The sequence below is a fragment of the Mycobacterium sp. shizuoka-1 genome (assembly GCF_002723835.1).
Taxonomy (GTDB): domain Bacteria; phylum Actinomycetota; class Actinomycetes; order Mycobacteriales; family Mycobacteriaceae; genus Mycobacterium.
In genome coordinates this window covers 18954-44284 of the sequence record NZ_BEWG01000054.1, presented here as the reverse complement: position 1 = coordinate 44284, position 25331 = coordinate 18954, and the positions used below count along the sequence as shown (strand labels likewise).

Here is a 25331-nt window from a genome sequence, read left to right as displayed (position 1 = left end):
GTAGATCCCGGTGGCCACCACGATCTGCAAATCGGTCTGCGCGGCCACCCGCTGGATTCGTGGAATGTAGCGGCCGAGCCCGATGACCGTGGGGTCGACGATGGTGTCCACCCCGAGGGCCTTGAGCTCGTTGAGCTTGGCGACGGCGTCGGCTTCCCGAACGGCCTCGTCCCCCCAGCCCTGCGGGTAGTTGGCGATGATCTCTTGCGACAGCACGAAGACGTGTTCGTGCATGAACACCACGCCCAGGTCGTCGGCCGGAATCGGCCCCCGTACGGTCTCGACGCGTGACGGCGTTGTCACGTCAGATGCAGCCATGTCTGGCACCCTAACGAGGAATGCTTGTGTCCTCGGCGGTTTCGGTGTCACTGTGCACGGATGCGGCCAGCGCCCCCAGCGCGATCAGGGCCGGCAACTGTACCCACGGCGAGTGGCCGATGTAGCCGTCGACCGATCGCCACGGGTAGCGCGACAGCAGCGCGCCCGCCGCGATCAGCCCGCAGGCGCTGGCGCCCAGCGTCACCCGGTCGCGCAGCAGGACGCGATTGCGCAGCAGGTAGCCGAGCACGATGGCCGCCCCGAACACCAGCAGACCGCCCAGCCCGGCGATCAGCCCGCCGGCGGCCAGCACGCCCGCGGCCGGCAGCACCCGCAGCGCCCACGGCCGCACGGGGTCCCTGCGCGCGACCGGGCGCCGGGGTGGCACCAGCGCCAACAGCGCGAGAAGCGGCAGCAGTGACAGGCCGACGGCAAGGCCGATCCGGTAGCCGCGGTTGGACGGGAAGCTCACCGTGACCGTGCCCTGCTCGCCGGCGGGCACCACCCACCCCTGCTGCCAGCCGTTGACCACCACCGGGGTCAGGGTGACCCCGTCGGGCAGGTGGGCGACCCAGCCGGGATTGACGCTTTCGGGAACGACCAGCACCCGGGCGGTGGGGGACCTGGCCAGGGTGAACTCCCGGCGGTCCGGCCCCCACGTGGTGACCTCGGCGGGAGTTGTTGGTGCGGTGGGTATTTGGCCGGCCTGCGGCCCGGACAGCTGGGCGCCGTCGACGACGAAGGCCGACCCGGGGCTGATCAGCAGCTCCTGCCGGCCGGCCGGCAGGTCGATCGGCGTCGGGTCGCACGCGCGAGCGGGGATCGGCTCACCGTCCAGCAACGCCCCGACCGTGCTGGTCACCGAGGTCTGGACGAAGCGGCCCGAGACGGCGACGATGGGCCCTTGGCCGCAGGGGATCTCGATCGTGCGTTTGCGGTTGCGGGCGGCGTCGGCCGCGGCGACGGGTTTGCCGTCGGGGCCCAGCACCGCGACCTCGGCCAGGCCGGGCGGCTTGAGCTGGTCGAAACCCAATGCGGTGCGGTCGATTACGTCATTCCAGTTCAGCAGGCTGATCCGCACCGTGTCGGTGACCCGGGGCCGCAGTGACACCCGCTGGGTCCCCGCGGCGTCCAGCCGGCGGGTCTGCGGGCCGTCGCCGAGGTCGATGGCGACCATAGTGGGGTGGGTGGGCAGCGGCGAGGCACTCGGGGTCAGCGCCAGCCCGGTGACCTCGGTCGGCTTCGGCAGCGTCACGGTCAGGGTGGGGGCGGTGCGGTGCTGGACCACATTCTGCTGCGCAGTCCACGAGGTGCGGGGATCACCGTCGGTCGCCGCGTAGGCCGACCCTTCGACGTCGATGAGGTCGGCGTCGCCCCGGGACCTGGTGGTGCCCGGCTGGGCGATCAGGTCCGCCAGATGCGGCCCCTGCCGGGCCCGCACCCACACTGTGGGGCTGACCGCGATCGGGGCGGGCACGGTCAGCGTCCGGCTCAGGGTGACCGGTTCGTCGGGGGCTTGGGCCATCGACGCCGCGCAGTGCACGCCGTCGGGCGAGTCCGCGCAACCCTGCCTGCCGAGCAGCTCGGAGCCCAGGTCCCACGCCGCGACCGTCGATCCGGCGGGCGGCCCCGGCACGACCAGGGTGTGCCGCAGATCGACGGGGTGGGCGAACCCCGACGCGTCGTACTGGGTGACCGACAGGTCGGTGATGCCGAACTGCACGCCGGAGGAACCGTCGTCGGTGCCGATCGCGGTGATCCGCACCCACGGCGACTCGCCATAGGGCAGGGCCACGGCCAGCGGCTTGCCCGGCTCGTCGAACCGCACCGTGGTGGTGCCGTTCGGGGTGGACACCTGGATACGGCGGACCTGCGCGCCGACGGCGGTCGCGCTCGGCGTGATCGTCAGCGTGGCGTTGGTGACGGGGTGGTCGAAGTCGATCTGCAGCCACTGCCCGACCGCGGCCTGCAGCGAGTTGGACACCCACGCGGTGGCCGGATCGCCGTCGACGGCGGCGGCGGGCCCGCTGGCCGGGGCCACGTTGGGCAGTGCGGTGGCGTCCGACGACGAACTCGACGCCGACAGCCGCCCGCCGGTCCACGCGCCGTGGACGAGTTTGGCTCCGGGAACCGGGTAGTCGGGCACCCGGTTGAACGTGTTGCGTTGATCGCCCTGCGCCCTGGCCGCCGACGAATGGTCGTCGACGCGGCCGTAGTCGGTTTCCCGGTCCACCGGGGTGTCGGTGACGGTGACCAGCGGGACCGGCAGCCCGGCGCGCTGGGCGTCGGCGGTCAGCAGCATCGGCCCCAACGGAGCCTGGCCGAGCAGGCGGCGCCGTTCGTCGATGCGCAGCAACACCTCGGGGCCACCGTCGACCCGGGCCATCCGGCTCGCGTCAGTCAGATAGGGGGCAGCCGGATTGCCTTGGCCGCCAACGCGATAGATCTCGACCGCGGGATAGCGCGGGCGCAAACCGCTGTCACTGATGAAGCCCTCGAGCGTGCCCGGCCCGACCGGGTCGCCGAACTCGGCCACCTTCTGCAGACCCGGCGACCCGTCGATGGCCCGGTGCACCAGCAGGGGCCGGGCCGACCGCGACTTGTCCGGGTCCAGGTCGTTGCGTACCACCACGTAGGAGATGCCCTGGCGGGCGAGGGTGTCGGCCAGTCCCGCCGACGGCCGGCCCGCGGCGAACAAGCGCTGCACCGAGTCCAGCGCGCGGATCGTCACCGGTGGGGTCAGGGGGATGGAATCGCGGACCCCCCAGGGGCTTTCGCCGAGAACCTGAAGTGGCTCGTCGTGACTGTTACCCCACACCTGGGTGGCGAACGGCGCGCCCGGAACCACCAGCACCCGTCCCGGGGTGGGGTCACCGGTGTTGTGCTCGGTCAGCCAGTCCGCGGCCTGGTGCCAGTAGTCCGGGATGGCGTCGAACGCACCGGGTGGGGTCAGCCGCCCGGTCCAGGCCATCGAGGTGGCCACCGTGAGGGCCGCGAGCACCACGATGCCGACGGCCACCCGCTTGTCGTCCTCGGGGTGGGCGAACGCCCGGATCCACACCGGTCGTGGTGCACTGCCGGGCAGCGGAATCCGGCCGAGCAGGTGCGCCAGCCCCAGCACCAGCGGGATGCGGATCACCGGCTCCAGCTTGTGCACATTGCGCAGCGGTGCGCCCGCCGCGTCCAGGAACGCCTGCACCTGGTGCGCCACCGGCGAGCCCAGCCCGCCGGAGTAGCCGACGCCGAGCAGGACCACGCCGATCAGCAGCATGGTGATCAGCCGACCCCGCGCCGGCATCGAGCGCAGTGCCAACCCGGCCAACCCGCCGGCGGCCACCAGCGTGGTGGCCAGGATCATGGCCGGCTGCGTCACCAGCTCGGCGGCCGCGGTGGCGTTCGGCGCCACGAACGGGGTCCAGCTGTCGGTGCCGCGCAGCACCTCGGTGAGCGACGTCCACTGGGTGGTGACTCCGGAGGACTCGATGAAATCCAGGAACGGCGGGCTGATCCGGCCCAGCGCCAGCAGCGCCACCACCCACCACAAGACCGCCAGGGCCGAGGCCAGCGCCCACCAGCCGCTGAAACGCCACCACACCTTGTTCGGCCGGTGGCACAGCCACCAGATCAGCGCGGGCAGGCAGCCGGTGATCGTGGCCACCGCGTTGACCGCGCCCATCAGCGCCAGCGCGATCCCGGCCCGGCCGGCCAGCATCCGCAGGGACCGGCCGTCGCCTGAGCTGCCGCGCAGCGCCAGGGTCACCGGCAGCAGCACCCATGGCGCGAGCATCATCGGCAGGGTTTCCGAGGAGATCGACCCCAGGGTCGTCAGCGCCCGGGGCGACAACGCGAAGGCCACCGCGGCGACGATGCGCGACGGCCTCGTCCCGATGCCTAGCGCCTCGGCGACCCGCAGCAACCCCCAAAATCCGGCGGTCAGCAGCAGCGCCCACCACAACCGCTGGGTGACCCAGCCCGGTACGCCGAGGGTGTCGCCGAGCAGGAAGAACGCCCCGTGCGGGAACAGGTAGCCGTAGGCCTGGTTCTGCGCCTGGCCGAAGGGCAGCTCGCTGTTCCACAGGTTGGCCGCTCGGGCCAGGAAGCGCAGCGGGTTGGCGGTCAGGTCGAGTTTGGTGTCCGGCGAGATCATCCCGGGCGACTGCGCGAAGCACAGCACCAGCGCGACCGCGAACGCTGCGCCGAGCCAGCGCCGCGACACCGGCGCGGTGGACAGGGGCGCCTCCGTGACCGCGGAGGCGGGTGGCGTGCTCAGGCTAGCCGCGGTTGCCGTACTCGACGCGGTTGAGCACCGACGACGCGGGATCACCGGGCGACAGCGGGGGTTTGGTGTCCTGCTGGATCATCAGCGTCACGCCGAATATCGCGGCAGCCCCGAGCAACAGACCGACCACGATGCTGGCGGCGGCAGGAACCACGAACCGGGTCATGGTCGGTTCTCCTTGCTCGGATGCTGGGGCTGGGGCCAGGGTGGAACACCCGCTGCGTGCGCGGTGAATACCCGCTGGCCAACCTAGCACGCGGCGAACCTTGGTTGGCCCTCGGCGACGGCCATGACAGCATGTGCGGATGCCTACCCGCCTGCTCTCGATGCGTGGAATCGCGGCCCTGTCGGCACTACCGTTGCTGCTCGTCGGCTGCTCAGCGCCCGCCGCGCGCACCGGTGCTTCGTCGTCGTCGCCGGTCAGCACGTCATCGTCGGCCAGCCCGATGGCCGGGCCCGCGCCTGCACCCGCGGCGCCGGCACAGCCCGCCTGCGGCGACGGGCCTGCGCTGCTGAGCGCGATGTCGACCCGCGACAAGCTGGCCCAGGTGTTGATGGTGGGCGTCAAGAGCGCCGCCGACGCGCGCGCTGTGGTGGACAGCTACCACGTCGGTGGCATCTTCATCGGCAGCTGGACCGACCTCTCGATGCTGACCGACGGCTCACTGCCCGACATCGCCAACGCCGGGCCGCTGCCGCTGGCGGTCAGTGTCGACGAAGAGGGCGGCCGGGTGGAGCGGTTGTCCTCGCTGATCGGCTCGGCCCCCTCGGCCCGGGTGCTGGCCGCGACCAATACCCCCGACGAGGTGTACCAGCTGGCACTCGACCGTGGCCGCAAGATCCGCGGCCTCGGGATCACCATCGACTTCGCGCCCGTCGTCGACGTCACCGACGATGCCGACGACACCGTGATCGGTGACCGGTCGTTCTCCAACGATCCGGCCAAGGTCACCGAGTACGCCGGCGCCTACGCACGCGGTCTGCGCGATGCCGGGCTGCTGCCGGTGCTCAAGCACTTCCCAGGTCACGGCCACGGGTCGGGCGACTCGCACACCGCCGGGGCGGTCACCACCCCGCCGCTGGCCGACCTGCAGAACGACGACCTGATTCCCTATCGCACGCTGGCCGGGCAAGCCCCGGTCGGGGTGATGATCGGCCACCTCGAGGTGCCCGGGCTGACCGGCTCGACGCCGGCCAGCCTCAGCGCCGCCGCGGTGGACCTGCTGCGCAGCGGCGGGTACGGCGGCCCGGCCTTCGACGGCCCGGTGTTCAGTGACGACCTGTCCAGCATGGCGGCCATCGCCGACCGCTACGGCGTCGCCGAGGCGGTGCTGCGCAGCCTGCAGGCCGGCACCGACGTGGCGCTGTGGGTGACCACCGACGAGGTCCCCGCGGTGCTGGACCGGCTGGAGAAAGCCGTCAACGCCGGTGAGTTGTCGCTGCCGGCTGTCGAGACTTCGGTGCTGCGGATGGCGCGTCTGAAAGGCCAAAGTCCGCGCTGCGGCGGTTAGCCTGAACTATTCGGTGGCACGAGCGACAGCGACCGGGGGATCGACGGCGGCGAAAGGCGACGATATGGCGGGTGGCACCAAGCGGCTGCCCCGTGCCGTGCGGGAGCAGCAGATGCTCGACGCCGCTGTGCAGATGTTCTCGCTCAACGGCTACCACGAAACTTCGATGGACGTCATCGCGGCCGAGGCGCAGATTTCCAAACCGATGCTGTATCTGTACTACGGGTCCAAGGAAGAACTGTTCGGGGCGTGCCTGGCGCGCGAACTCAGCCGGTTCATCGAGGCCGTGCGCGACGATATCGACCTCAAGCAGAGCCCGCACGATCTGCTGCGCAGCGTGATCCTGTCGGTGCTGCGCTACATCGATGCCAACCGGGCGTCGTGGATCGTGCTCTACACCCAGGCGACCAGTTCGCAGGCCTTCGCCCATACCGTTCGCGAGGGCCGCGAGAAGATCATCGACATGGTCGCCCGGCTGTTGGAGGCCGGGACGCGACATCCCGAGCCCGGCACCGACTTTCACATGATGGCCGTCGCGCTGGTGGGCGCTGGCGAGGCGGTGGCGGCCCGGGTCAGTGCGGGTGACGCCGATGTCGACGAGGCTGCCGACATGCTGATCAACCTGTTCTGGCGGGGCCTCAAAGGCGCCCCGGCCGACAAGGAAGCCTCGCCCGCAACTCCCTGATGTGTCGCGATTTCGGCGCGCAAACCGCCGCTGGGCGAACGAAAGCGCGCCGAAATCGCTACAGTCCGCGGATCGTCCCGGTCAGGTGCGGGTAGCCCTTGGCCATGTTGCGCAGCGAGATGTCCCAGCCGTCGGCGACCCGGTCGACGTAGAGGCCGGCGCTGGCAGGCAGCACGACCGGTTTCCCGAACTTCACCGAATAGCGCACGGCATCGGGCACTTGCGCCTCGATGTTGGCCAGCACCGCCGCCGCGCTGAACATGCCGTGGGCGATGACGGTCGGGAAGCCGAACAGCTTGGCGCCGATCGCGCTGGTGTGGATCGGGTTGTGGTCGCCGCCGATCGACGCGTAGCGCCGGATCGTTCCGGGGCTGATGCGCAGAATCGCGTTGGGTGGCGGCAGTTTCGGCCGTTTCGGCGGCTCCGGCTTGGGCCCACCGGACAGGCTGGTGCGCTGCTGGTGCAGGAACGTGGTGACCTGGTGCCAGGCCCGCTCGTTGCCCACGTGCACGTCGGCGACGACGTCGACCAGCAGCCCCTTGCGGTGCTCGCGCAGATTCTCGGCGTGCACCGTGACCCCGACGGTGTCGGTGACCGCGATCGGACGGTAGCGGGTGATCTGGTTGTCGACATGCACCGCGCCCATTGCGGCGAACGGGAAGTCGAAGCTCGTGATCAGTGCCATCACCGTCGGGAACGTCAGCACGAACGGATAGGTCAGCGGCACGGTGTCGCCGAAGCGCAGGCCGGTGACCGCCGCGTAGGCGGCGACGTTCGACGGGTCGATCGCCAGTTCGTCGACGGTCAGCGTGCGGGTGGGCAGCTGATCGCCGCGCGGAATGAAGGGCAACGACCCGGCCGCCGCGCGCAGCAGGTTGCGGAGCCCACTGGGCTGTTGACTCACGACAGTCACGGCTAGGCTCCCAACATCGCCTGGCCGCACACCCGGATCACGTTGCCGGTCACGGCATTCGAGGCGGGGCTGGCGAAGTAGGCGATGGTCTCGGCGACGTCGACCGGCTTGCCGCCCTGATACAGGGAGTTGAGCCGGCGGCCGATCTCCCGGGTGGCCAGCGGGATCGCCGCGGTCATCGCGGTCTCGATGAAGCCGGGCGCGACCGCGTTGATGGTGATGTCCTTGTCGGCCAGGACCGGCGCCAGCGCCTGGGTCAGACCGATCATCCCGGCCTTGGTGGTCGCGTAGTTGGTCTGCCCGCGGTTGCCTGCGATGCCGGCCATCGAGGACAGCCCGATGATCCGCCCGCCCGCACCGATGGCGCCGTTGGCCACCAGGCCTTCGGTCAGGCGTTGCGGCGCAAGCAGATTCACTGCGACGACGGCATCCCAGCGGGCGTCGTCCATGTTGGCCAGCAGCTTGTCCCGGGTGATCCCGGCGTTGTTGACCAGGATGTCGGCGTGGCCGTCGTAGTGCTCGCGCAGGTGCGCGGTGATCGTGTCGACCGCGTCGGCGGCGGTGACGTCCAGGGGCAGGGCGGTGCCGCCCACCTTGGCCGCCGTCTCTCCGAGTGCGTCTCGGGCGGAATCAACGTCGATCGCCACCACCTTGGCGCCGTCTCGGGCGAACACTTCGGCGATGGTGGCGCCGATGCCGCGGGCCGCTCCGGTCACGATGCCGACCTTGCCGGCCAGCGGCTTGTCCCAGTCGGCGGGCGGGGTGGAATCCGCCGCGCCGACGACGAAGACCTGCGCATCGACGTAGGCCGACTTGCCGGACAGGATGAACCGGATCGTCGACTCCAGGCCGGTGGCCGCGGGTTTGGCCGCCGGTGACAGGTAGACCAGGGCGACGGTGGCACCGCGGCGCAGCTCCTTGCCCAGCGAGCGGGTGAATCCCTCGAGGGCGCGCTGGGCGATGCGCTCGTCGGTGCTCGCCGCCTCGTCCGGAGTCGTGCCGATCACGACGACGCGCGCCGACGGACCGAGGTTGCGCAGCAGCGGGGTGAAGAACTCGTAGAGGCCGCGCAGCTGCTGCGGATCGGTGATGCCGGTGGCGTCGAACACCAGGCCGCCGAATGAGTCGGCCCAGCGTCCGCCGAGGTTGTCGGCCACCAGGTCGTAATCCTGCGCCAGCGCCGCCCGGAGGGGCTCGACCACGCGGCCGGCTCCGCCGATCAGCAAGGAGCCGGCCAGCGGGGGCTCGCCGGCCTTGTAGCGCCGCAGTGTCTCCGGCTGCGGGACACCGAGCTGCTTGGCCAACAGCGCGCCCGGCGCGGAGTTGACGATCTGAGAGAAAAGGTCGGAAGCCACGGATGTGCCTTTCGAGTCGATGCGGGGGACCGGGAACGAACTTACTCCAGAGTAAGGAAGGTGCGTAGTATGGGTTGGGTATACCCCCATCAAACCGAACTCACAGCGGAGATTGACGTGGCCTCTACCAGTGCAAACAGTCGCCGGGTCGCCGTGATCGGCGGCAACCGCATTCCGTTCGCGCGATCGGACGGCGCCTATGCCGAGGCGTCCAATCAGGACATGTTCACCGCCGCGCTCGCCGGTCTGGTGGACCGGTTCGGCCTGGCCGGCGAGCGGCTCGGCGCGGTGATCGGAGGCGCGGTGCTCAAGCACAGCCGCGACTTCAACCTGATGCGCGAGAGCGTGCTCGGCAGCCAGCTGTCGCCCTACACCCCGGCCATCGACTTGCAACAGGCCTGCGGCACCGGGCTGCAGGCGGCGATCGCGGCCGCCGACGGGATCGCCGCGGGCCGCTACGAGGTCGCGGCCGCCGGCGGGGTGGACACCACCTCTGACGCGCCGATCGGCCTCGGCGACGAGCTGCGCCGGACCCTGCTGGGTCTGCGGCGGGCCAAGTCGAACGTCGGCCGCCTGAAGCTGGTCGGCAAGCTACCTGCCTCGCTGGGCATCGAGATCCCGACCAACGGCGAACCTCGCACCGGGCTGTCGATGGGCGAGCATGCTGCGATCACCGCCAAGAAAATGGGCATCAAGCGCGTCGACCAGGACGAACTGGCTGCCGCCAGTCACCGCAACATGGCCGCGGCTTACGATCGCGGCTTCTTCGACGACCTGGTCACCCCCTTCCTCGGGCTGTACCGGGACAACAACCTGCGCGCGGACTCCAGCGCCGAGAAGCTCGCCACCCTCAAACCGGTGTTCGGCGTGCGCAACGGCGACGCGACGATGACCGCGGGCAACTCGACCCCGCTGACCGACGGCGCCTCGGTGGCGTTGCTGGCCAGTGAAGAGTGGGCAAGGTCACACTCGCTGGAGCCACTGGCCTACTTCGTCGACTCGGAGACCGCGGCGGTCGACTACGTCAACGGCGCCGACGGCCTGCTGATGGCGCCGACTTATGCGGTGCCGCGGCTGCTGGCCCGCAACGGCCTGACCTTGCAGGACTTCGACTTCTACGAGATTCACGAGGCGTTCGCGTCGGTGGTGCTGGCTCATCTGCAGGCCTGGGAGTCCGAGGAGTACTGCAAGGAACGGCTCGGCCTGGACGCCGCGCTGGGCGCGATCGACCGCAGCAAGCTCAACGTCAACGGCTCCTCGCTGGCCGCTGGGCACCCCTTCGCGGCCACCGGCGGGCGAATCGTGGCGCAGCTGGCCAAGCAGCTCGCCGAGCAGAAAAAGGCCACCGGCCAGCCCGTTCGTGGCCTCATCTCGATCTGCGCGGCCGGCGGCCAGGGCGTCACCGCGATCCTCGAGGCGTGATCGTGGGCGTCGGCGAAAATTTTCTGAAAAAAGTTGTCCGGGGTTTGTAACGAACCCGTGCGGGCAACCTATGTACTGGATAGCTCCGTGTTGCCGTCTGACCCCCCGACCCGACGGCAACACGGGGCATCCTCTTTGTTTGTGTCGAATTGACGCGAACGAAGGAACCGCCGCTGGAGAAGAGGGGATTCCAGCGGCGGTTTTTCTGAGGATCTTTTCTGGGATCTTCTCTGGGGCCTATGTCCCCGAATCCACCAGCCCGGATTGCACCAGCGCGGCGTCGACGAACTGCTGAACCGGCCGGGCCTGGAAAAACCCGGTGTGACCGCCGCGGTACCAGCCGATGTTCGGCCGCCCCCAGTGTTCCCAGAGCCCCAGCACCTGCTCACGCGGGTGCACGATGCGGTCGGCGACGCCGGCGTAGATGAAGCGGCCTTCCGGGGCCACCTTGGGCTGCAGGGACAGCGGGGAGATCATCGCGCCGATCGGCTCGGCCAGCTCGAGGGTGCGGTGCCGGGGATCGTCGGCGCCCAGGCCGGCGTGGCGGCCCAGGATCGACACCAGATTGGCCGGCGGGACGCCCAGGATCGCGCAAGTGAGATCGTCGTCGAGGCTGGCCACCAGCGCTGCGATGTAACCGCCCAGAGAGATGCTGTTGAGCCCGATCCGGGCGTCGGGCTGCTGGCTGCGGATCCAGGCGAGCACCCGGCGGATGTCCCAGACCGCCTGCGCGGTGGCGTGCACGTCGTCCATCACGTCCTCCCCGGGGAAGACGGCGCCCTTGGGCAGTCCCTTCGCACGCGGGCCGTGCATCGGAAGAACCGGCAGCACCACGTTGAGGCCGAAGTTCTGGTGCAGATGCCAGGCCCGGAACAGCGTGAGGTCCAGGTTGGCGCGGCCCATCTCGGTGCCGTGCACGCACACCAGCCATGGGCGCGGCTCGCGGTGGCGCAGCATCAACGCGTATTCGCGGTGGTTGCCGGTGTAGCTGAGCCAACGATCGCGCCCGGGCTCCCCGCGGTGTGGCTGGTAGCCGCTGTCGAACGAGATGCGCTCGTGGGTGCGGCCGCCGCTCTTGTGGGACCGGACCGACACGTCGGTCGGGGTGGGCGGGGCGGTGAAGAAGCCCTCCGGCCGGGCCAGCCAGCCGCGTTTGCCGTACAGGTCGATGGCCTCGACGACTTCGGCGTTGATGCGCTCGTAGACCGCCGCGTCGCTCAAGGGGCGACGCAACCGCAGTCCGACCAGGACGATCTCGTCGCGCAGGGCGTGGGTGGCCAGCGAGAGCGTGGGGCGGGCGACGGGCAACTCGCCGCCGCGACCGTCGAGGTAGGTCCCCCACGAGCGGGCGTAATAGCCCCCGGCCTTGGTGAACGGCCCGACAATATTCGCCAGAGGGCCCGCATTGCCCGACTTTTTGCCGGTCGGCGCGGGACCCCCGGGAATCGGGTCGTTGCTGTCAAGCATCGCCATTCCTAGAATGTAGCCGACGCCCAGCTAACTGCCAGAGCCCAAAGTCCCGACCTGGGTCCCCGCTGAACGGGAACGGCCCCGGGACCAGACGATCCCAGGGCCGTTCGCGGCGAATCTCTAGAAAGCGGCTTCGTCGAGCTCCATGATGTCGTTGTCGATCGACTCGATCACCAGTCGCGTGCTGGTCAGCAGCGGCAGGAAACTCTTGGCGAAGAATGACGCCACGGCGATCTTGCCCTCGTAGAAGGAGCGGTCGGCGCCGGTGGCACCTGCGTCGAGAGCGGCGATGGCGACCGCGGCCTGGCGCTGCAGCAACCAGCCGATCACCAGGTCGCCGACGCTCATCAGGAAGCGAACCGACGCCAGCCCCACCTTGTAGATGCTGGCGGAATCCTCCTGCGCGGCCATCAGGTAGCCGGTCATGGCGGCGGCCATACCCTGGACATCCTCGAGTGCCTTGGCCAGCAGCTCGCGCTCCGACTTCAGCCGGCCGTTGCCCGACTCGTTGGAGATGAACGCCTCGATCTGGCCGGAGACGTGCGCCAGCGCAACACCCTTGTCGCGCACGATCTTCCGGAAGAAGAAGTCCTGCGCCTGGATGGCGGTGGTGCCCTCGTAGAGCGAGTCGATCTTGGCGTCGCGGATGTACTGCTCGACGGGGTAGTCCTGCAGGAAGCCGGAGCCACCAAAGGTCTGCAGGCTCTCGGTCAGCTTCGCGTAGGCCTGCTCGGAGCCGACCCCCTTGACGATCGGCAGCAGCAGGTCGTTGACCTTCACCGACAGTTCGCCGTCGACATCGTGCAGTGCCTTGGCGACCTCGGCATCCTGGTAGGTCGCGGTGAACATGTACAGCGCCCGCAGCCCTTCGGCGTAGGCCTTCTGGGTCATCAGCGAACGCCGGACGTCCGGATGGTGGGTGATGGTGACGCGCGGAGCGGTCTTGTCGGTCATCTGGGTCAGATCGGCGCCCTGCACCCGCTCCTTGGCGTACTCCAGGGCGTTCAGGTAACCAGTCGACAGCGTGGCGATTGCTTTGGTGCCCACCAGCATTCGGGCCATCTCGATGACGTCGAACATCTGCGCGATGCCGTCGTGGACCTCGCCGACGAGCCAGCCCTTGGCCGGCACGCCGTGCTGACCGAAGGTCAGCTCGCAGGTGGTGGAGACCTTCAGGCCCATCTTGTGCTCGACGTTGGTGACGAAGGCACCGTTGCGCTCGCCGAGCTCGCCGGTCTCGGGGTCGAAGTGGAACTTCGGTACGAAGAACAGCGACAGGCCCTTGGTGCCGGGCCCTGCGCCCTCGGGACGGGCGAGCACCAGGTGGAAGATGTTCTCGAACATGTCGTCGGAGTCGGCGGAGGTGATGAACCGCTTCACACCGTCGATGTGCCAGGAGCCGTCGTCCTGCTTGACGGCCTTGGTCCGGCCGGCGCCGACATCGGAGCCGGCGTCCGGCTCGGTGAGCACCATGGTGGAGCCCCAGCCGCGCTCGGCGGCGAGGACAGCCCACTTCTTCTGCTCGTCAGTGGCCAGCTTGTAGAAGATGCTGGAGAAGCCTGCGCCACCGGCGTACATCCAGACCGCCGGGTTGGCGCCGAGCACGTGCTCGGCCAGCGCCCAGACCAGGGCACGGGGAACCGGCGTGCCGCCGAGCTCCTCCTCGATGCCGACCTTGTCCCAGCCCGCTTCGGTCACGGCGTGCACGGACTTCTTGAACGCCTCCGGCAACTTCACGGAGTGGGTCTCGGGATCGAAAACCGGCGGGTTGCGGTCGCCCTCGACGAACGATGCGGCGATCGGACCTTCGGCCAGCCTGCTCATCTCCTGGAGCATCTCGCGCGCCGTGTCGGCGTCGACATCGCTGTAGCTGCCCTGGCCGAGCGCCTTCTCGAGACCGAAGACCTCGAACAGGTTGAATACCTGGTCGCGCACGTTTGACTTGTAGTGGCTCATGACGGCTCCTCCTCAGCGAGAATGTCACCTGAATTTGGGCTTTGTGGTTGAGTACTTCGGGCTAAGTTACCCACCAGTAACACGGCTTACTATACCCACGGGTAATCGGAAATCAACCGACTGTGGGCAACTTGAGTCAACTAACCAACCCACCGGTCGGTTTGGGGCTTTACCGCGGCCGTCAATTCAGTTTCCGGCGGCGCCGCCAGGGCTCTGAGCTGTGCGAATGCGCAGAGGCGTGACTGATGGGCGCAGCGCCGCAGCAGTGCGATCTTCGTCACACCGCTGCGACGTCGCCGCTTTTCAGTCGTCCGACGGGGGTTCGGGCGCGGGCTGCGCCGCGTTCGCGGTGCCGTCCGGTCCGGGCTCGGGAGCAGGCTCCTCGGAGTCGGGCAGTTGCGAGACCAGATGCTCGGCGAGCTCCCCGATCGTCGGATGGTCGAACACCGCTGTCGGGCTGATGTCGAACTTGCCGCCGAACTGCCCGAACAGCCGGTTGCGCAGCTCGACCGCCATCAGGGAGTCCGTGCCGAGATCCAGGAAACGGCTGGATGCGGCGGGGGGTTGCGCCAGGCGCAGGAAGCCCTGCACCTCTTTCTGCAGGAACTCGGTGATGAAACCGGCGCGCGCGGCGACCGGGAGTTCCTGCAGTTGCCGTAGCAGCTCGCTGTCACCGACCACCGTGCCGTCGCCGCTGGGCAGTACCTGATCCAGCAGTGGCGGACGGATACCACCGAGCACCTTCGCGGTTCGCTGCCAGTTGGCCTTGAGCACAGTGGCCTGCGCCGCGCCGTGCCGGATGGCCTCGCCGAGCGCGGCCAGCGCCGCGGACGGCTCCAGCGGCATCATGCCCTGGGCGCTGAGATTCGCGACGGCGGCCTGGGAGCTGGCCATACCGCCCTGACCCCAGGGACCGAAGTTGACGGCGGTCGCGGGCAGCCCCTGGGCCCGTCGGTGTGCGACGAGCCCGTCGAGAAACGCGTTGGCTGCTGCGTAGTTGCTCTGTGCCGGCGAGCCCAGCACCGCCGACGCCGACGAGTACAGGATGAAGAACTCGAGGTCATCATCCTTGGTCAGCCGGTGCAGGTGGTGCGCACCATAGGCCTTGGGCCGCAACGTGGTTCGGAACCGGTCGAGGTCCTGTTGCGGCAGCAGCGCATCGTCGAGCACACCGGCCAGATGTGCCACACCCGCCAGCGGCGGCAGCTCGGCCCGGATCTTGTCCAACAGCTCGACGACCTCGGACTCGACGCCGACGTCGGCGGCGAACACGTGGATCCGGCAGTGGAAGCGCTCGGCGATGGCGTCGATGGCCTGCTGCGCCTCCGCATCCGGCGCCCGACGGCTGGTCAGCACGATGTTGCCGGCGCCGAGCTGTGCCAGATATGACGCGGTATGCAGGCCCAGCGCGCCCAGGCCACCGGTGACCAGATAGCTCCGATCACCGCGCGGTTGAAGCGGTTTGGGCATCTGCACCACGATCTTGCCGATGTGGCGCGCCTGCTGCATCCGCCGGAACGCGGTCCTGGCGTCGGTCAGCGGGTAGATCTCGGCGGGTACCGGCGTCCACTCACCCTTGGCCAGCCCGTCGGACACCTCGACCATCAGCCGCTGGATGTGATCGGGATCGGTCATCATCGTGACGTCGAGCGCGACGATCTCGTAGTCGATGTCGGGACGGAGTTCCGCCATCTGCTCGGCCGTCCAGATATCGCGCTTGGCGATCTCGGCGAACCTACCGTTCTTGGCGGTGGCCCGCACCGTCGCCTCGACGAAGCCCTCACTGGTCAAGGAGTTGAGCACCACGTCAACACCTTCGCCGCCGGTGTCCGCGAGGATCTGGTCGGCGAATTCGGTTGTCCGCGAGTCGTAGACGTATTCCACACCCATGTCCCGCAGGGTGCCGCGCTTGTACTTGCTGGCGGTGGCGAACACGGTCGCGCCGTGCGCGCGGGCCATCTGTACCGCGGCCAGTCCCACGCCACCGCTGGCGGCGTGGATCAGCACCTTGTCGCCGGGCTTGAGCTTCGCCCAGTCGAATGCGAGCCGGACGGTGAGCGCCGCAGCGGGAATGGTCGCTGCGTCCACCGCGCCGATCCCGTCCGGCACCGTCGCCAGCAGCGGCTCGGGCACGTTCAGGCGGCTGGCGAAGGCCCCCTGCATCGAACCGAAGACGCGCTGACCGACCTCGAATCGGGTTACTTCCGAGCCGACTTCGGTGACCACACCGCACAGGTCGCCACCGATCGGACCGGGATCGCCGGGGTACAGGCCGAGCACATTGAGCACATCCCGGAAGTTGAGGCCGGCTGCCTCGATCCGGACCTGCACCTCGTTGGCCTTCGGCGGTGTCACCTCGATCTCGTTCAGACGCAGGTTGTCGATCGCGCCGCGTTCGGTGGGCGCCAAGGCGTAGTCGTCGCTGCGCGGCATCGGCAGCTGGCCGTTGCGGGCCCAGTGCAGCAGCCGGGGTACCAGGAAACGACCTTGCCGCACAGCCATTTCCGGCTCGACAACCGGCGTGCCCAGGGCGCCGGCCACCCAGCTCAATGACTCGTCGGAGCCGTCGGAGTCGATCAGGCGAACCCGCAGGCTCGGCTGCTCGGCGATCAGGGTGCGGCCGAATCCCCACAGTGCGGCCGCGACCGGATCGACCGGCTCGCCGGGCTCGGTGGCCACCGCGCGCTCGGTGACGATCCACAGTCCGTCGGCCAGCGTGTGATTGCGCTCGGCCAGCGCGGTCTGCGCGGCGCCGAGGAAGGCGGCGATCTGTGCTTCCAGTCGAGCGGCCAGCTCGGCTGTCGAGTCTGCGGTCGCTTGTCCGCCACTGCGCCAGAGGATTCCGCTGACCGGCGCACCGCGCTCGGTCGCCTCGGCGAACATCCGCTGCCAGGACGGGGGATCTGCGGCCTCGTCGACCGTCATCGCACCGGGTACCTCGGCTGCGAGCGCGTCGAAGCCGGCGATCAGCCAGGTGCCGTTCGTGGTCTTCTCGGCGTCGTCGGCCGCCGGGGTCGCGATCTCCTGCCAGCCCAGGCTGTACAGCAGCCGGGTGGAGTCGCCACCGAGCCCGCGCATCAATGCCTCACGCGGGGCACGCTTCACGGTGAACTCGGCGATACCACCGAGCACCCGACCGTCGCGGTCCAGGAAGTCGATGTCGAAGACCTGGGTTTCGTTGGTGATGGTGTTCTCGTGCCAGCGAGCCCGGCAGTAGAACCGGCGGGGCATCTTCTCGGCCATCGTCACCTGCCCGTAGCGCAACGGCAGGAACAGGTCGGTCATCCCCTGCTCGGCGGCCAGCGTCGCCGGGAAGGCCGGGAACGCCACACCGGTACACAGGTCCAGCAAGACCGGGTGGATCGGCTCAGTGCCGAGATGCTCACCGAGCTCCTCGCCCACCGCGATGTCACCGATCGCCTCACCCTTACCGACCCACAGCGACTTCAGCGAGGTCGACCAGGTCGGGCCCCACGCCAACTCCATGTCGTTGAAGATGTCGAACAGTTCCTGCGGGCGGGTGCGATTCATCTGCTCGATCGCCTCGTCCGGGGCCACCGTGTCCGACGGCGCCGCATCCGGGTCGACGCCGGAGAGCAGCGTGCCGTCGGAGTTCAGCGACCACTCGGCGTCGCGAACGCCGTAGGGCCGGCTGTGCACCTGGAACTTCCACCCGTCGTCGACGGGATGCAGGGTCAGCTGCACCTCACGGGATGCCTTGTCCGGCAGGATGATCGGCTCGTAGAAGTAGACTTCCTTGACCCGAGCCGGGGCGCCTGCCGAGGCCAACGCCATCGCCGCGTACGTAGCGCCGGGAACCACCACGGTGCCGTAGATGACGTGATGAGCCAGCCATGGCTGCGTCTTCACCGACAGCACGTTGGTGTAGACGGTGTCGCCGGAGGCCAGATCCTTGGCGCTGCCCAGGATTCCGGACGCCGCGGTGCCGTCGGGCCGGATACCCGAGGTCTTCGGCCAGTACCGGCGCCGCTGGAAGGGATAGGTCGGCAGTTCGAGTCGCCGGCCCGAGGTGTGGAACCGGGCCGCGAAGTCCGGTCGGTGCCCGCAGATGTAGGTCGTCGCGAGTGCCTCGGTGATCTGCCGTTGGGCGTTGGCGCCCTTACGCACTGAGACGATCGCTCGGGGCGTGGGGCAGGACTCGGGCCAGATCTGCAGCGCGGCGGCGGTCAGGATCGGCTGCGGGCCGATCTCCATCAGGACCGAGGCGCCCAGGGCGGCCACGGTGCGCACACTCTCGGTGAACTGCACCGGCTGGCGGGAATGCCGCCGCCAATACTGGGCGTTGATCGGCGTCTCGGCGGTCAGCACGGCACCGGTTCGGTTGCAGATCAGCGGCCGGGACGGCACCGCGTAGTCGAATTGCGTGGCGAACGATTCGAATTCGTCGAGAACCGGCTCGAGCAGTTCCGAATGGAAGGCGTGGCTGGTCTCCAGCCAGGTGCACCGGGTGCCATCCTCGCTACAGGTGGCGACGATCTGTTCGAGGTCCTCGGCCGGGCCGGACAAGACCGTGTTGCGGCCGTTGTAGGCGCCCACCGACACTCGCGGGAACGCCGCCGCGGCGCGCTCCACGTATTCGGGGTCGGCGAAGACCGCCACCATCCGGCCGCCGGCCGGCAGGCTGCCGAAGAGCCGTCCGCGTTCGGCGATCAACCGTGCGCCGTCCTCGAGGCTGAACACCCCGGCCACGCACGCCGCCGCGTACTGGCCCACGCTGTGGCCCAGCACGACATCGGGTTCGATGCCCCAGGACTGCCACAGCCGGGCCAGTCCCATCTCGACGGCGAAGATCGCCGGCTGGGCAAACGAGGTGTGCCGCAGTGTTTCGGCGGCCTCCCGGTCGCTGGAGAACAGCACGTCCAGCAGCGGACGCGGCAGCATCGGATCGACCGCCTGCGCGCACCGGCGCACCGCGTCGGCGAACACCGGTTCGGTGTCGAACAATTCCCGCGCCATGCCCGGGTACTGGCTGCCCTGACCGGGGAAGAACCATGCGGTGGTCGGCGGGTCGGCGCACTCGCCGCGCAGGACGCCCGGACGCAACCGATTGGCCACCAGGTCGTCCAGCAGCATCTTGGCTTCCTGGCCGGAGGTCGCCACCACCGCGGCGCGGTGCTCGAAGTGCGAACGTCCGGTTCCCGCGGTGAAGCACACGTCGGCGATCGATGCCTCGGGGTGTACCTCCAGCCAGCTGGAGTAGCGCTCGGCCAGGGCAAGCAGGCCCTGGGCCGACCGTGCCGACAGCGGCAGCAGACTCAGCGGTTCGCGCGCTGCCTCGGACGCCCTGTCGACGGATTCGTCCGGGGTGTCGTCGACGGAGTCGGCGACCGGGGGTTGCGGTGCCTCCTCGATCAGCACATGTGCGTTGGTGCCGGTGAACCCGAAGGAGCTCACACCGGCTCGCCGTGGCCTGCCGTTGGCGTGCCACGGTGTCGGCTCGTCGACCACCCGCACCGGAAGTGAATCCCACGGGATGTGCGGTGACGGCTGGTGGAAGTGCAGGTTCTGCGGGAGCAGTTCGTGCTGTAGCGACAACACGACCTTGACCAGACCGGCGACCCCGGCGGCGGACTCGAGGTGTCCGATGTTCGTCTTGGCCGTGCCCATCAGCAGCGGCCGGCCCGGTTCGCGGCCGGCGCCGTAGACCGCGGCGGCGGCTTGCACCTCGATCGGATCGCCGAGGGGTGTGCCGGTGCCGTGCGCTTCGAGATAGTCGATGTCGGCACCGGTGAGGCCGGCGCGGGTCAGTGCCGCGGTGATGAGCCGTTGCTGCGCACCGCCATTGGGTACCGTCAGACCGCTGGAGGCGCCATCTTGGTTGACCGCGCTGCTGCGGATGACTGCGCAGATCCGGTCGCCGTCGCGTTGGGCGTCGGACAGCCGCTTGAGCACCAGCACACCGCAACCCTCACCGCGCACGTAGCCGTCGGCCGCGGCGTCGAAGGTCTTGCACCGGCCGTCGGGGGCCAGCATCCGGGCACGTGAGGCGGCGACGATGGACGCCGGGCTCAACAGGACGTTGACGCCGCCGGCCAGTGCCATGTCGCAGTCACCGGAGTGCAGGGCTTGGCTGGCTTGGTGGACGGCCACCAGGGACGAGCTGCAGGCGGTGTCGACCGCCATCGCCGGACCTTCCAGGCCCAGCGTGAACGCCACCCGGCCGGCGATCGCATTGAGCGCGTTGCCGGTGATGAAGTGGGCTTCCAGATTCTCGACCGACTCACCCGACAAAAGGTGGGAGTACTCGTTGGCGCCGACGCCGACGAAGACGCCGGTCCGGCTGCCGCGGACGGAGGACGGCGCGTACCCAGCCCTTTCGAGCCCTTCCCACGCAATCTCGAGCATCAGGCGCTGCTGCGGGTCGATCCACACCGCTTCGCGCGGCGAGATGCCGAAGAACTCCGGATCGAATCCGTCGACGCTGTCGAGGTATCCGCCGTTGCGGGTGTAGATCTTGCCCGGCGTCTGCTGATCGGGGTCGTAGAACTGGTCCACGTCGAAGCGGTCCTCGGGGATCTCCCGGATCGCATCGACTCCGCCGGACAGGACGTCCCAGTAGGCGTCGGCATCGGGGGAGCCGGGGAATCGGCAGGCCACCGCGATGATGGCGATCGGTTCGTCGGTCGCCGAGGTCGCCAGCGACGTCGGCTGGGTCGCAACCTGGCTACCGGCGCGCTCGTTGAGGTTGAGCACGTCGGACAGCAGATGGTCGGCGACGTCGGTCAGCCGCGGGAAGTCCATCGCCAGCGTGGCGGGCAGCTCCTTGCCGACCGCCTCCTCCAGCCTGCGTCGCAGTTCGACGGCCATCAGCGAATCCATGCCGAGATCGAAGAACCCGGCCTCTTCGCGAATCTCCGCCGCGTCGATCCGCGTCACCTCCGCGACGGTGTTGCGAAGGTATTCCAGCACGAGTTTCTTGCGCTGCTGCACCGGGGCGGCGGTGAGCTGTTCGACGAGCCGGGTGCTGACCGACGAGCCGGCGGGGCCGCTCGCCGAAACCGACTCGGGCACTTCACGAGCCACCTCGGCCAGCAGTTCGCGCCGGCCGGCCTGCAGGTAGATCGGCAGGGAGCGGGCCCAGTCCATCCGGGCCACCACCGCCTGCGCCGGCCCCTGCGCGCCTGCGGTCACGATCGCATCGGCCATTCCGGCCAGCGCATCGGACGGTGTGAGGGTGCGGATGCCGCGCCGATCGAGCTGTGCCCGCGCCGCCGGATCTGCCATGCCGGCCGACCAGGGACCGAAGTCGACGCTGACCGCGGGCACGCCGTCGGCCCGCAACCGCCAGGTCAACCCGTCGAGGAAGGCGTTGGCCGCGCTGTAGGCGCTCTGGCCGTAACTGCCCCATACCGCGGAGATCGACGAGGTGGACACGAAGAAATCGAGGTTGAGATCCGCGCTTGCCTCGCTCAAATACCAAGCACCCCAGACCTTCCCGGAGAACACACGGTCCACTTCGGTGGGCTCGAGCGCGCTCATCGGGGTGGTGTTGTTCTCGCCCGCGGCGTGCACGATACCCGCCAGCGGGGGAAGCTCGGCCTGCACCGTGGCGAGCAGACGGGCCACATCGTGCGGGTCGGCGACGTCGGCCGCGATCACTCGGATGGTGCAGCCGTGCTGCTCGCGCAGCGCGTCGATCCGGGTGTGCGTGGCGTCACCGGGTGCCCGGCGACCGGTCAACACCAGGTGCCTGGCGCCGTGAGACGCCAGGTATCCGGCGATCTCCAAACCGAGTGAACCCAGTCCGCCGGTCACCAGATACGTTGCTTCTGAGCGTATGTGGAGTTGCGCCGGGTTGGGCTGACCCGTCCGCCGAACCAACCGGGGGACCCACACGTCCGGCCCGCGCAGCGCGATCTGGTCTTCGCCCGGCGAGGCGGCGACGACCTGCTTGATCAGCCGGGACCACGAATCGGCACCGCGATCGGACACGTCGGCCAGACCGCCCCAGATCTGTGGGTATTCCAGCGCGGCCGCGCGGCAGAAGCCCCACAGGCTGGTCTGCTCCGGCCACACCGGGTCGGCATCGGTCACCCGTTGCGCGCCATGGGTCACCACCCAGATGGGAGTGCGGAGCTCGGCTGTGGCTGCGGCGCGGAACAGCCGCTGCGTGCCGCCCAGGACCCGATGTTGCATCCGCAGCAGCGATTTCATCGACGGAGCCACGTCGCTGTCCAGCGCAGCGACGTGCAGGATGCGCAGGTCGGGCTCGTCGCGCACCGCGGCACGCAGCTCGTCGACCAGGCGTTCTTCGTCGGCGTCGGACACCGGCAGCCCGAGGAGGCGATGGCGGTGGCCGTGGGTGGTGAGCGCGTCGACCAGCGGCCGCATCGCCGCCGCATCGTCGCCGATCAGCAGCCAGGCAGCCCCTTCGCCTGCCTCCGCAGTCGACTTGGTCTTCTGCCAGCGGATCTCGTAGCGGATGTCGGCGATGGATTGCGCGCTTCGCTGCTGGTTGTGCTGTGCGGCAAGCTTCTTCAAGACATCGGCGGTCGACTGGTTGCCGTCTGCGCCGCCCAGCAGTGCGGCGAGTTCCTCGATCCGGCCGTCTTCGAGCAGACGGACGGCCTCGGTGCGGGCCGAATCGGAGGCGGTGCTGTGCACCTGAGTGCTGCTGAACCAGTACTGGCGATGCTGGAACGGATAGGTCGGCAGGTCGAGCTTGCGCGCCGACGGCGGCGCGAGCACCCCGAATTGGGGCAGATGGCCGGCGACGTAGGTGTGCGCCAGCGCTTCGGCGATCTGGCGGTGGTCGGCGCCGTTGCGGCGCAGCGACGCGACTGCCTTGGGCGCGGTCGCCGGATCCGGCCAGGCCCGCAGCGCCGCGGCGGTCAGCACCGGCTGCGGACCGACCTCGAGCAGCAGCGCACAGCCCAGCTCGGCCAGCGTTGCCACCCCCTTGGCGAACTGGACCGGCTGGCGGGCGTGCCGTCGCCAGTAGGAGCCGTCCAGCTTGGCGTTGCGGCCAAGCGTGGCTCCGGTCCGGTTGCACACCAGGATCCGTTGCGGCGAACTGAATTCGAACTCGTTGGCGTAAGACTCGAATTCATCGAGCGCCGGGTCGAGCAGCGCCGAGTGGAAGGCGTGGCTGGTGTCCAGCCAGTCGCAGCGGGCACCGGCGTCGGTCAGTTCCGCCACCGCCCGTTCCAGGTCGGCCGCTGGCCCGGAGAGAACGGTGTTGGCGCCGTTGTAGGCGGCCACCGACAGGCTCGGGAATTCGTCGGTGAGCCGTTCCACCCGGTCCGGGTCGGCGAAGATCGCACACATCCGCCCACCGGTGGGCAGGTCGCCGAACAGTCGGCCGCGCTGCGCCAGCAGTCGGGCGCCGTCCTCGAGGCTGAACACGCCGGCCACACAGGCCGCCGAATACTGCCCGACGCTGTGCCCGAGCAGCACATCGGGCTGAAAACCCCAGGACTGCCACAGCCGGGCCAGTCCCATCTCGACGGCGAAGATCGCCGGCTGGGCGTGCCGGGTCTGCTTGAGCGTCTCGGTGCCGTCAGCGTCAAAGATGATGTCCAGCAACGGCTTGTCGAGTACACCCGCAACGGCGTGCGCGCACCGGGTCATGGTGTCGGCGAACACCGGCTCGGTCTCGAACAGCTCCCGGGCCATCGCGGCGTATTGACTGCCCTGCCCGGGGAACAACCACGCGGTCTTCGGTGTGTCGGCGCAGTCGCCGCGGACCAGGCCGGGGGCCGGCAGGTCGTCGGCGAGCGCTCCGAGCAGCTCACGCGCGGATTCGCGAGAGTTCACCACCAGCGCTGCGCGATGCTCGAAGTGGGCGCGACCGGCGCCGGCCGTCAGGCACACGTCGGCCAACGAGGCCTCGGGATGCTCGCCGAGCCAGGTGCGGTAGTGCTCGGCGGTGGCCACCAGGGCAGCCGGGGTCCGCGCCGACAGTGGCAGCACCATGAACCGGCGCTCGTCGGCCGGATCGGTAGGTGCCGCCGCGGCCGGCTCGGGCGCCTCTTCGAGGATGACGTGGGCGTTGGTTCCGGAGAACCCGAACGAGCTGACCCCAGCGATGCGGGGGCGTTCGGAGCGCTCCCAGGAGATCGCCTCGTCGACGACCCGCACGGGAATCCGGTCCCAGGGGATGTGGGGCGACGGGTTGCGGAAGTTCAGGTGTTTGGGCAGCTCCTGGTGCTCCAGGGACAGCACGACCTTGAGGACGCCGGCGACTCCCGCGGCGGCCTCCAGGTGGCCGATGTTGGTCTTGGCCGAGCCGATCAGCAACGGCTGGTCGGCGTCGCGGCCCTTGCCCAGCGCGGCGGCGGCGGCCTGCACCTCGATGGGATCGCCCAGCGATGTCCCGGTGCCGTGTGCCTCGAGGTAACCGACATCGCCGGGGGCCAGTCCGGCACGCTCCAGCGCCTCGGCGATCACGCGCTGCTGCGCGACGCCGTTGGGCACGGTCAGCCCACCGGATGCGCCGTCGGAGTTGACCGCGCTGCCTCGGATCACGGCCCGGATGTGGTCGCCGTCGCGGATCGCGTCGTCCAGGCGCTTGATCGCGATGACCCCACATCCCTCGCCGCGCACGTAGCCGTCGGCCGCGGCGTCGAAGGTCTTGCACCGGCCGTCGGGGGCCAGCATCCGGGAGTGCGAGAACGTGATCATGGTGGCCGGGCTGAGGATGACGTTCACCCCGCCGGCCAGCGCGAAGTCGCATTCCTCCAGCAGCAGCGCCTGGCAGGCCTGATGAATCGCCACCAGCGAGGAACTGCATGCGGTGTCGACGGTGACCGCCGGGCCCTGCAGACCCAGCCGGTAGCTGATCCGGCCCGCCGCGGCCGCGCTGGAGGTACCGATCGCCAGATAGGCCTCGATCTCGGAATAGGTCAGGGCGTCCGAGGCCATTCCGAGGAAGTCGTGGGTGGCCAAACCGACGAACACGCCCGTGCGGCTGTTCGCCAAACTCGTTGGTGCCGTACCGGAATGCTCCACAGCCCGCCACGCCGTCTCCAGCAGCAGGCGATGTTGGGGATCCATCAACTTGGCTTCGCGCGCCGACACCCCGAAGAAGGGCGCGTCGAATCCGGTGACGTCGTCGACGAATCCGGCGCGGCGGGTGACAACCTTGCCGGCGGCATCCGGATCGGAGTCGAAGAACTCCTCGACATCCCAGCGGTCCTGGGGCACCTCGGTGACCGCATCCCGACCGTTGTGCAGCAGCTCCCAGTACTGCTCGGCATCTGCGGCGCCGGGAAAACGGGCCGCGTAGCCGACGATCGCGAATCGGGGCGCCTGCTGCGTCGGATGTTCGGTTAATGCCATCAGGTTGTGCTCTCCGCGTCGGGCCGGTACAAACGTCGATCCACCACGGGAGATCTCGTCACGGTCAGGATCAACGTCCGAACGGCCACGGCCCGGTCATCTCCCGACAGCGACGGCCGGC

At 69.4% G+C, this 25331-nt stretch carries 10 protein-coding genes and 1 pseudogene; 3 read left to right on the top strand and 8 right to left on the bottom strand.

The genetic code is table 11. The features are described 5' to 3' along the window. The 3 genes and pseudogenes from MSZK_RS16115 to MSZK_RS16105 form a co-directional block, all read right to left on the bottom strand. Nucleotides 1-318: pseudogene (locus MSZK_RS16115) on the bottom strand (phosphotriesterase-related protein); the annotation flags it as partial. Nucleotides 319-328: 10 nt separating this feature from the next. Further along, on the bottom strand, nt 329-4534 hold the full coding sequence (locus MSZK_RS16110; RefSeq protein ID WP_099249470.1) for an alpha-(1->3)-arabinofuranosyltransferase: 4206 nt from the start codon (nt 4532-4534) through the stop codon (nt 329-331). Between the two features lie 55 nt (nt 4535-4589). Then, nucleotides 4590-4763 carry a DUF2613 domain-containing protein gene (locus MSZK_RS16105; protein ID WP_071948071.1) on the bottom strand — a complete coding sequence of 58 codons (174 nt, stop codon included), beginning with the start codon at nt 4761-4763 and terminating at the stop codon, nt 4590-4592. A gap of 139 nt (nt 4764-4902) precedes the next feature. On the opposite strand from MSZK_RS16105, the gene MSZK_RS16100 reads away from it, so the two are divergent. After that, nucleotides 4903-6108: a glycoside hydrolase family 3 N-terminal domain-containing protein gene (locus tag MSZK_RS16100; RefSeq protein WP_099249468.1), complete on the top strand. Its 1206-nt coding sequence runs from the start codon at nt 4903-4905 to the stop codon at nt 6106-6108. Between the two features lie 64 nt (nt 6109-6172). Next, nucleotides 6173-6793 (top strand): TetR/AcrR family transcriptional regulator, encoded by a 621-nt coding sequence (locus MSZK_RS16095; RefSeq protein ID WP_099249466.1) that lies wholly within the window; start codon nt 6173-6175, stop codon nt 6791-6793. Between the two features lie 58 nt (nt 6794-6851). On the opposite strand, the gene MSZK_RS16090 is transcribed toward MSZK_RS16095, so the two are convergent. Both MSZK_RS16090 and MSZK_RS16085 read right to left on the bottom strand, forming a co-directional pair. After that, nucleotides 6852-7697 (bottom strand): MaoC/PaaZ C-terminal domain-containing protein, encoded by an 846-nt coding sequence (locus MSZK_RS16090; RefSeq protein WP_099249482.1) that lies wholly within the window; start codon nt 7695-7697, stop codon nt 6852-6854. 11 nt (nt 7698-7708) lie between these two features. Continuing rightward, nucleotides 7709-9061: a 3-oxoacyl-ACP reductase gene (locus tag MSZK_RS16085; protein ID WP_099249464.1), complete on the bottom strand. Its 1353-nt coding sequence runs from the start codon at nt 9059-9061 to the stop codon at nt 7709-7711. 117 nt (nt 9062-9178) lie between these two features. Between MSZK_RS16085 and MSZK_RS16080 the strand changes: the two genes are divergently transcribed. Next, a complete protein-coding gene (locus MSZK_RS16080; protein ID WP_099249462.1) occupies nt 9179-10483 on the top strand; it encodes an acetyl-CoA C-acetyltransferase in 1305 nt (434 codons plus the stop codon). Nucleotides 10484-10720: 237 nt separating this feature from the next. On the opposite strand, the gene MSZK_RS16075 is transcribed toward MSZK_RS16080, so the two are convergent. From MSZK_RS16075 to MSZK_RS16065, 3 genes are all read right to left on the bottom strand, one after another. Beyond that, on the bottom strand, nt 10721-11950 hold the full coding sequence (locus tag MSZK_RS16075) for a S9 family peptidase (protein ID WP_099249480.1): 1230 nt from the start codon (nt 11948-11950) through the stop codon (nt 10721-10723). A 123-nt stretch (nt 11951-12073) separates the two neighbouring features. Beyond that, the gene (locus MSZK_RS16070) at nt 12074-13909 is read right to left on the bottom strand and encodes an acyl-CoA dehydrogenase (RefSeq protein WP_099249460.1); all 1836 of its coding nucleotides are present in this window, start codon (nt 13907-13909) and stop codon (nt 12074-12076) included. Nucleotides 13910-14212: 303 nt separating this feature from the next. Then, complete coding sequence (locus tag MSZK_RS16065) at nt 14213-25210, bottom strand: type I polyketide synthase (RefSeq protein ID WP_099249458.1); 10998 nt, start codon at nt 25208-25210, stop codon at nt 14213-14215. Between the last annotated feature and the right edge of the window lie 121 nt (nt 25211-25331).

What these genes read in the sequence shown, in the direction of transcription:
- MSZK_RS16100 (WP_099249468.1), top strand. Translation starts at nt 4,903, where the DNA reads ATGCCTACCCGCCTGCTCTCGATGCGTGGAATCGCGGCCCTGTCGGCA.
- MSZK_RS16070 (WP_099249460.1), bottom strand. Translation starts at nt 13,909, where the DNA reads ATGAGCCACTACAAGTCAAACGTGCGCGACCAGGTATTCAACCTGTTC.
- MSZK_RS16095 (WP_099249466.1), top strand. Translation starts at nt 6,173, where the DNA reads ATGGCGGGTGGCACCAAGCGGCTGCCCCGTGCCGTGCGGGAGCAGCAG.
- MSZK_RS16075 (WP_099249480.1), bottom strand. Translation starts at nt 11,950, where the DNA reads ATGCTTGACAGCAACGACCCGATTCCCGGGGGTCCCGCGCCGACCGGC.
- MSZK_RS16065 (WP_099249458.1), bottom strand. Translation starts at nt 25,210, where the DNA reads ATGGCATTAACCGAACATCCGACGCAGCAGGCGCCCCGATTCGCGATC.
- MSZK_RS16105 (WP_071948071.1), bottom strand. Translation starts at nt 4,763, where the DNA reads ATGACCCGGTTCGTGGTTCCTGCCGCCGCCAGCATCGTGGTCGGTCTG.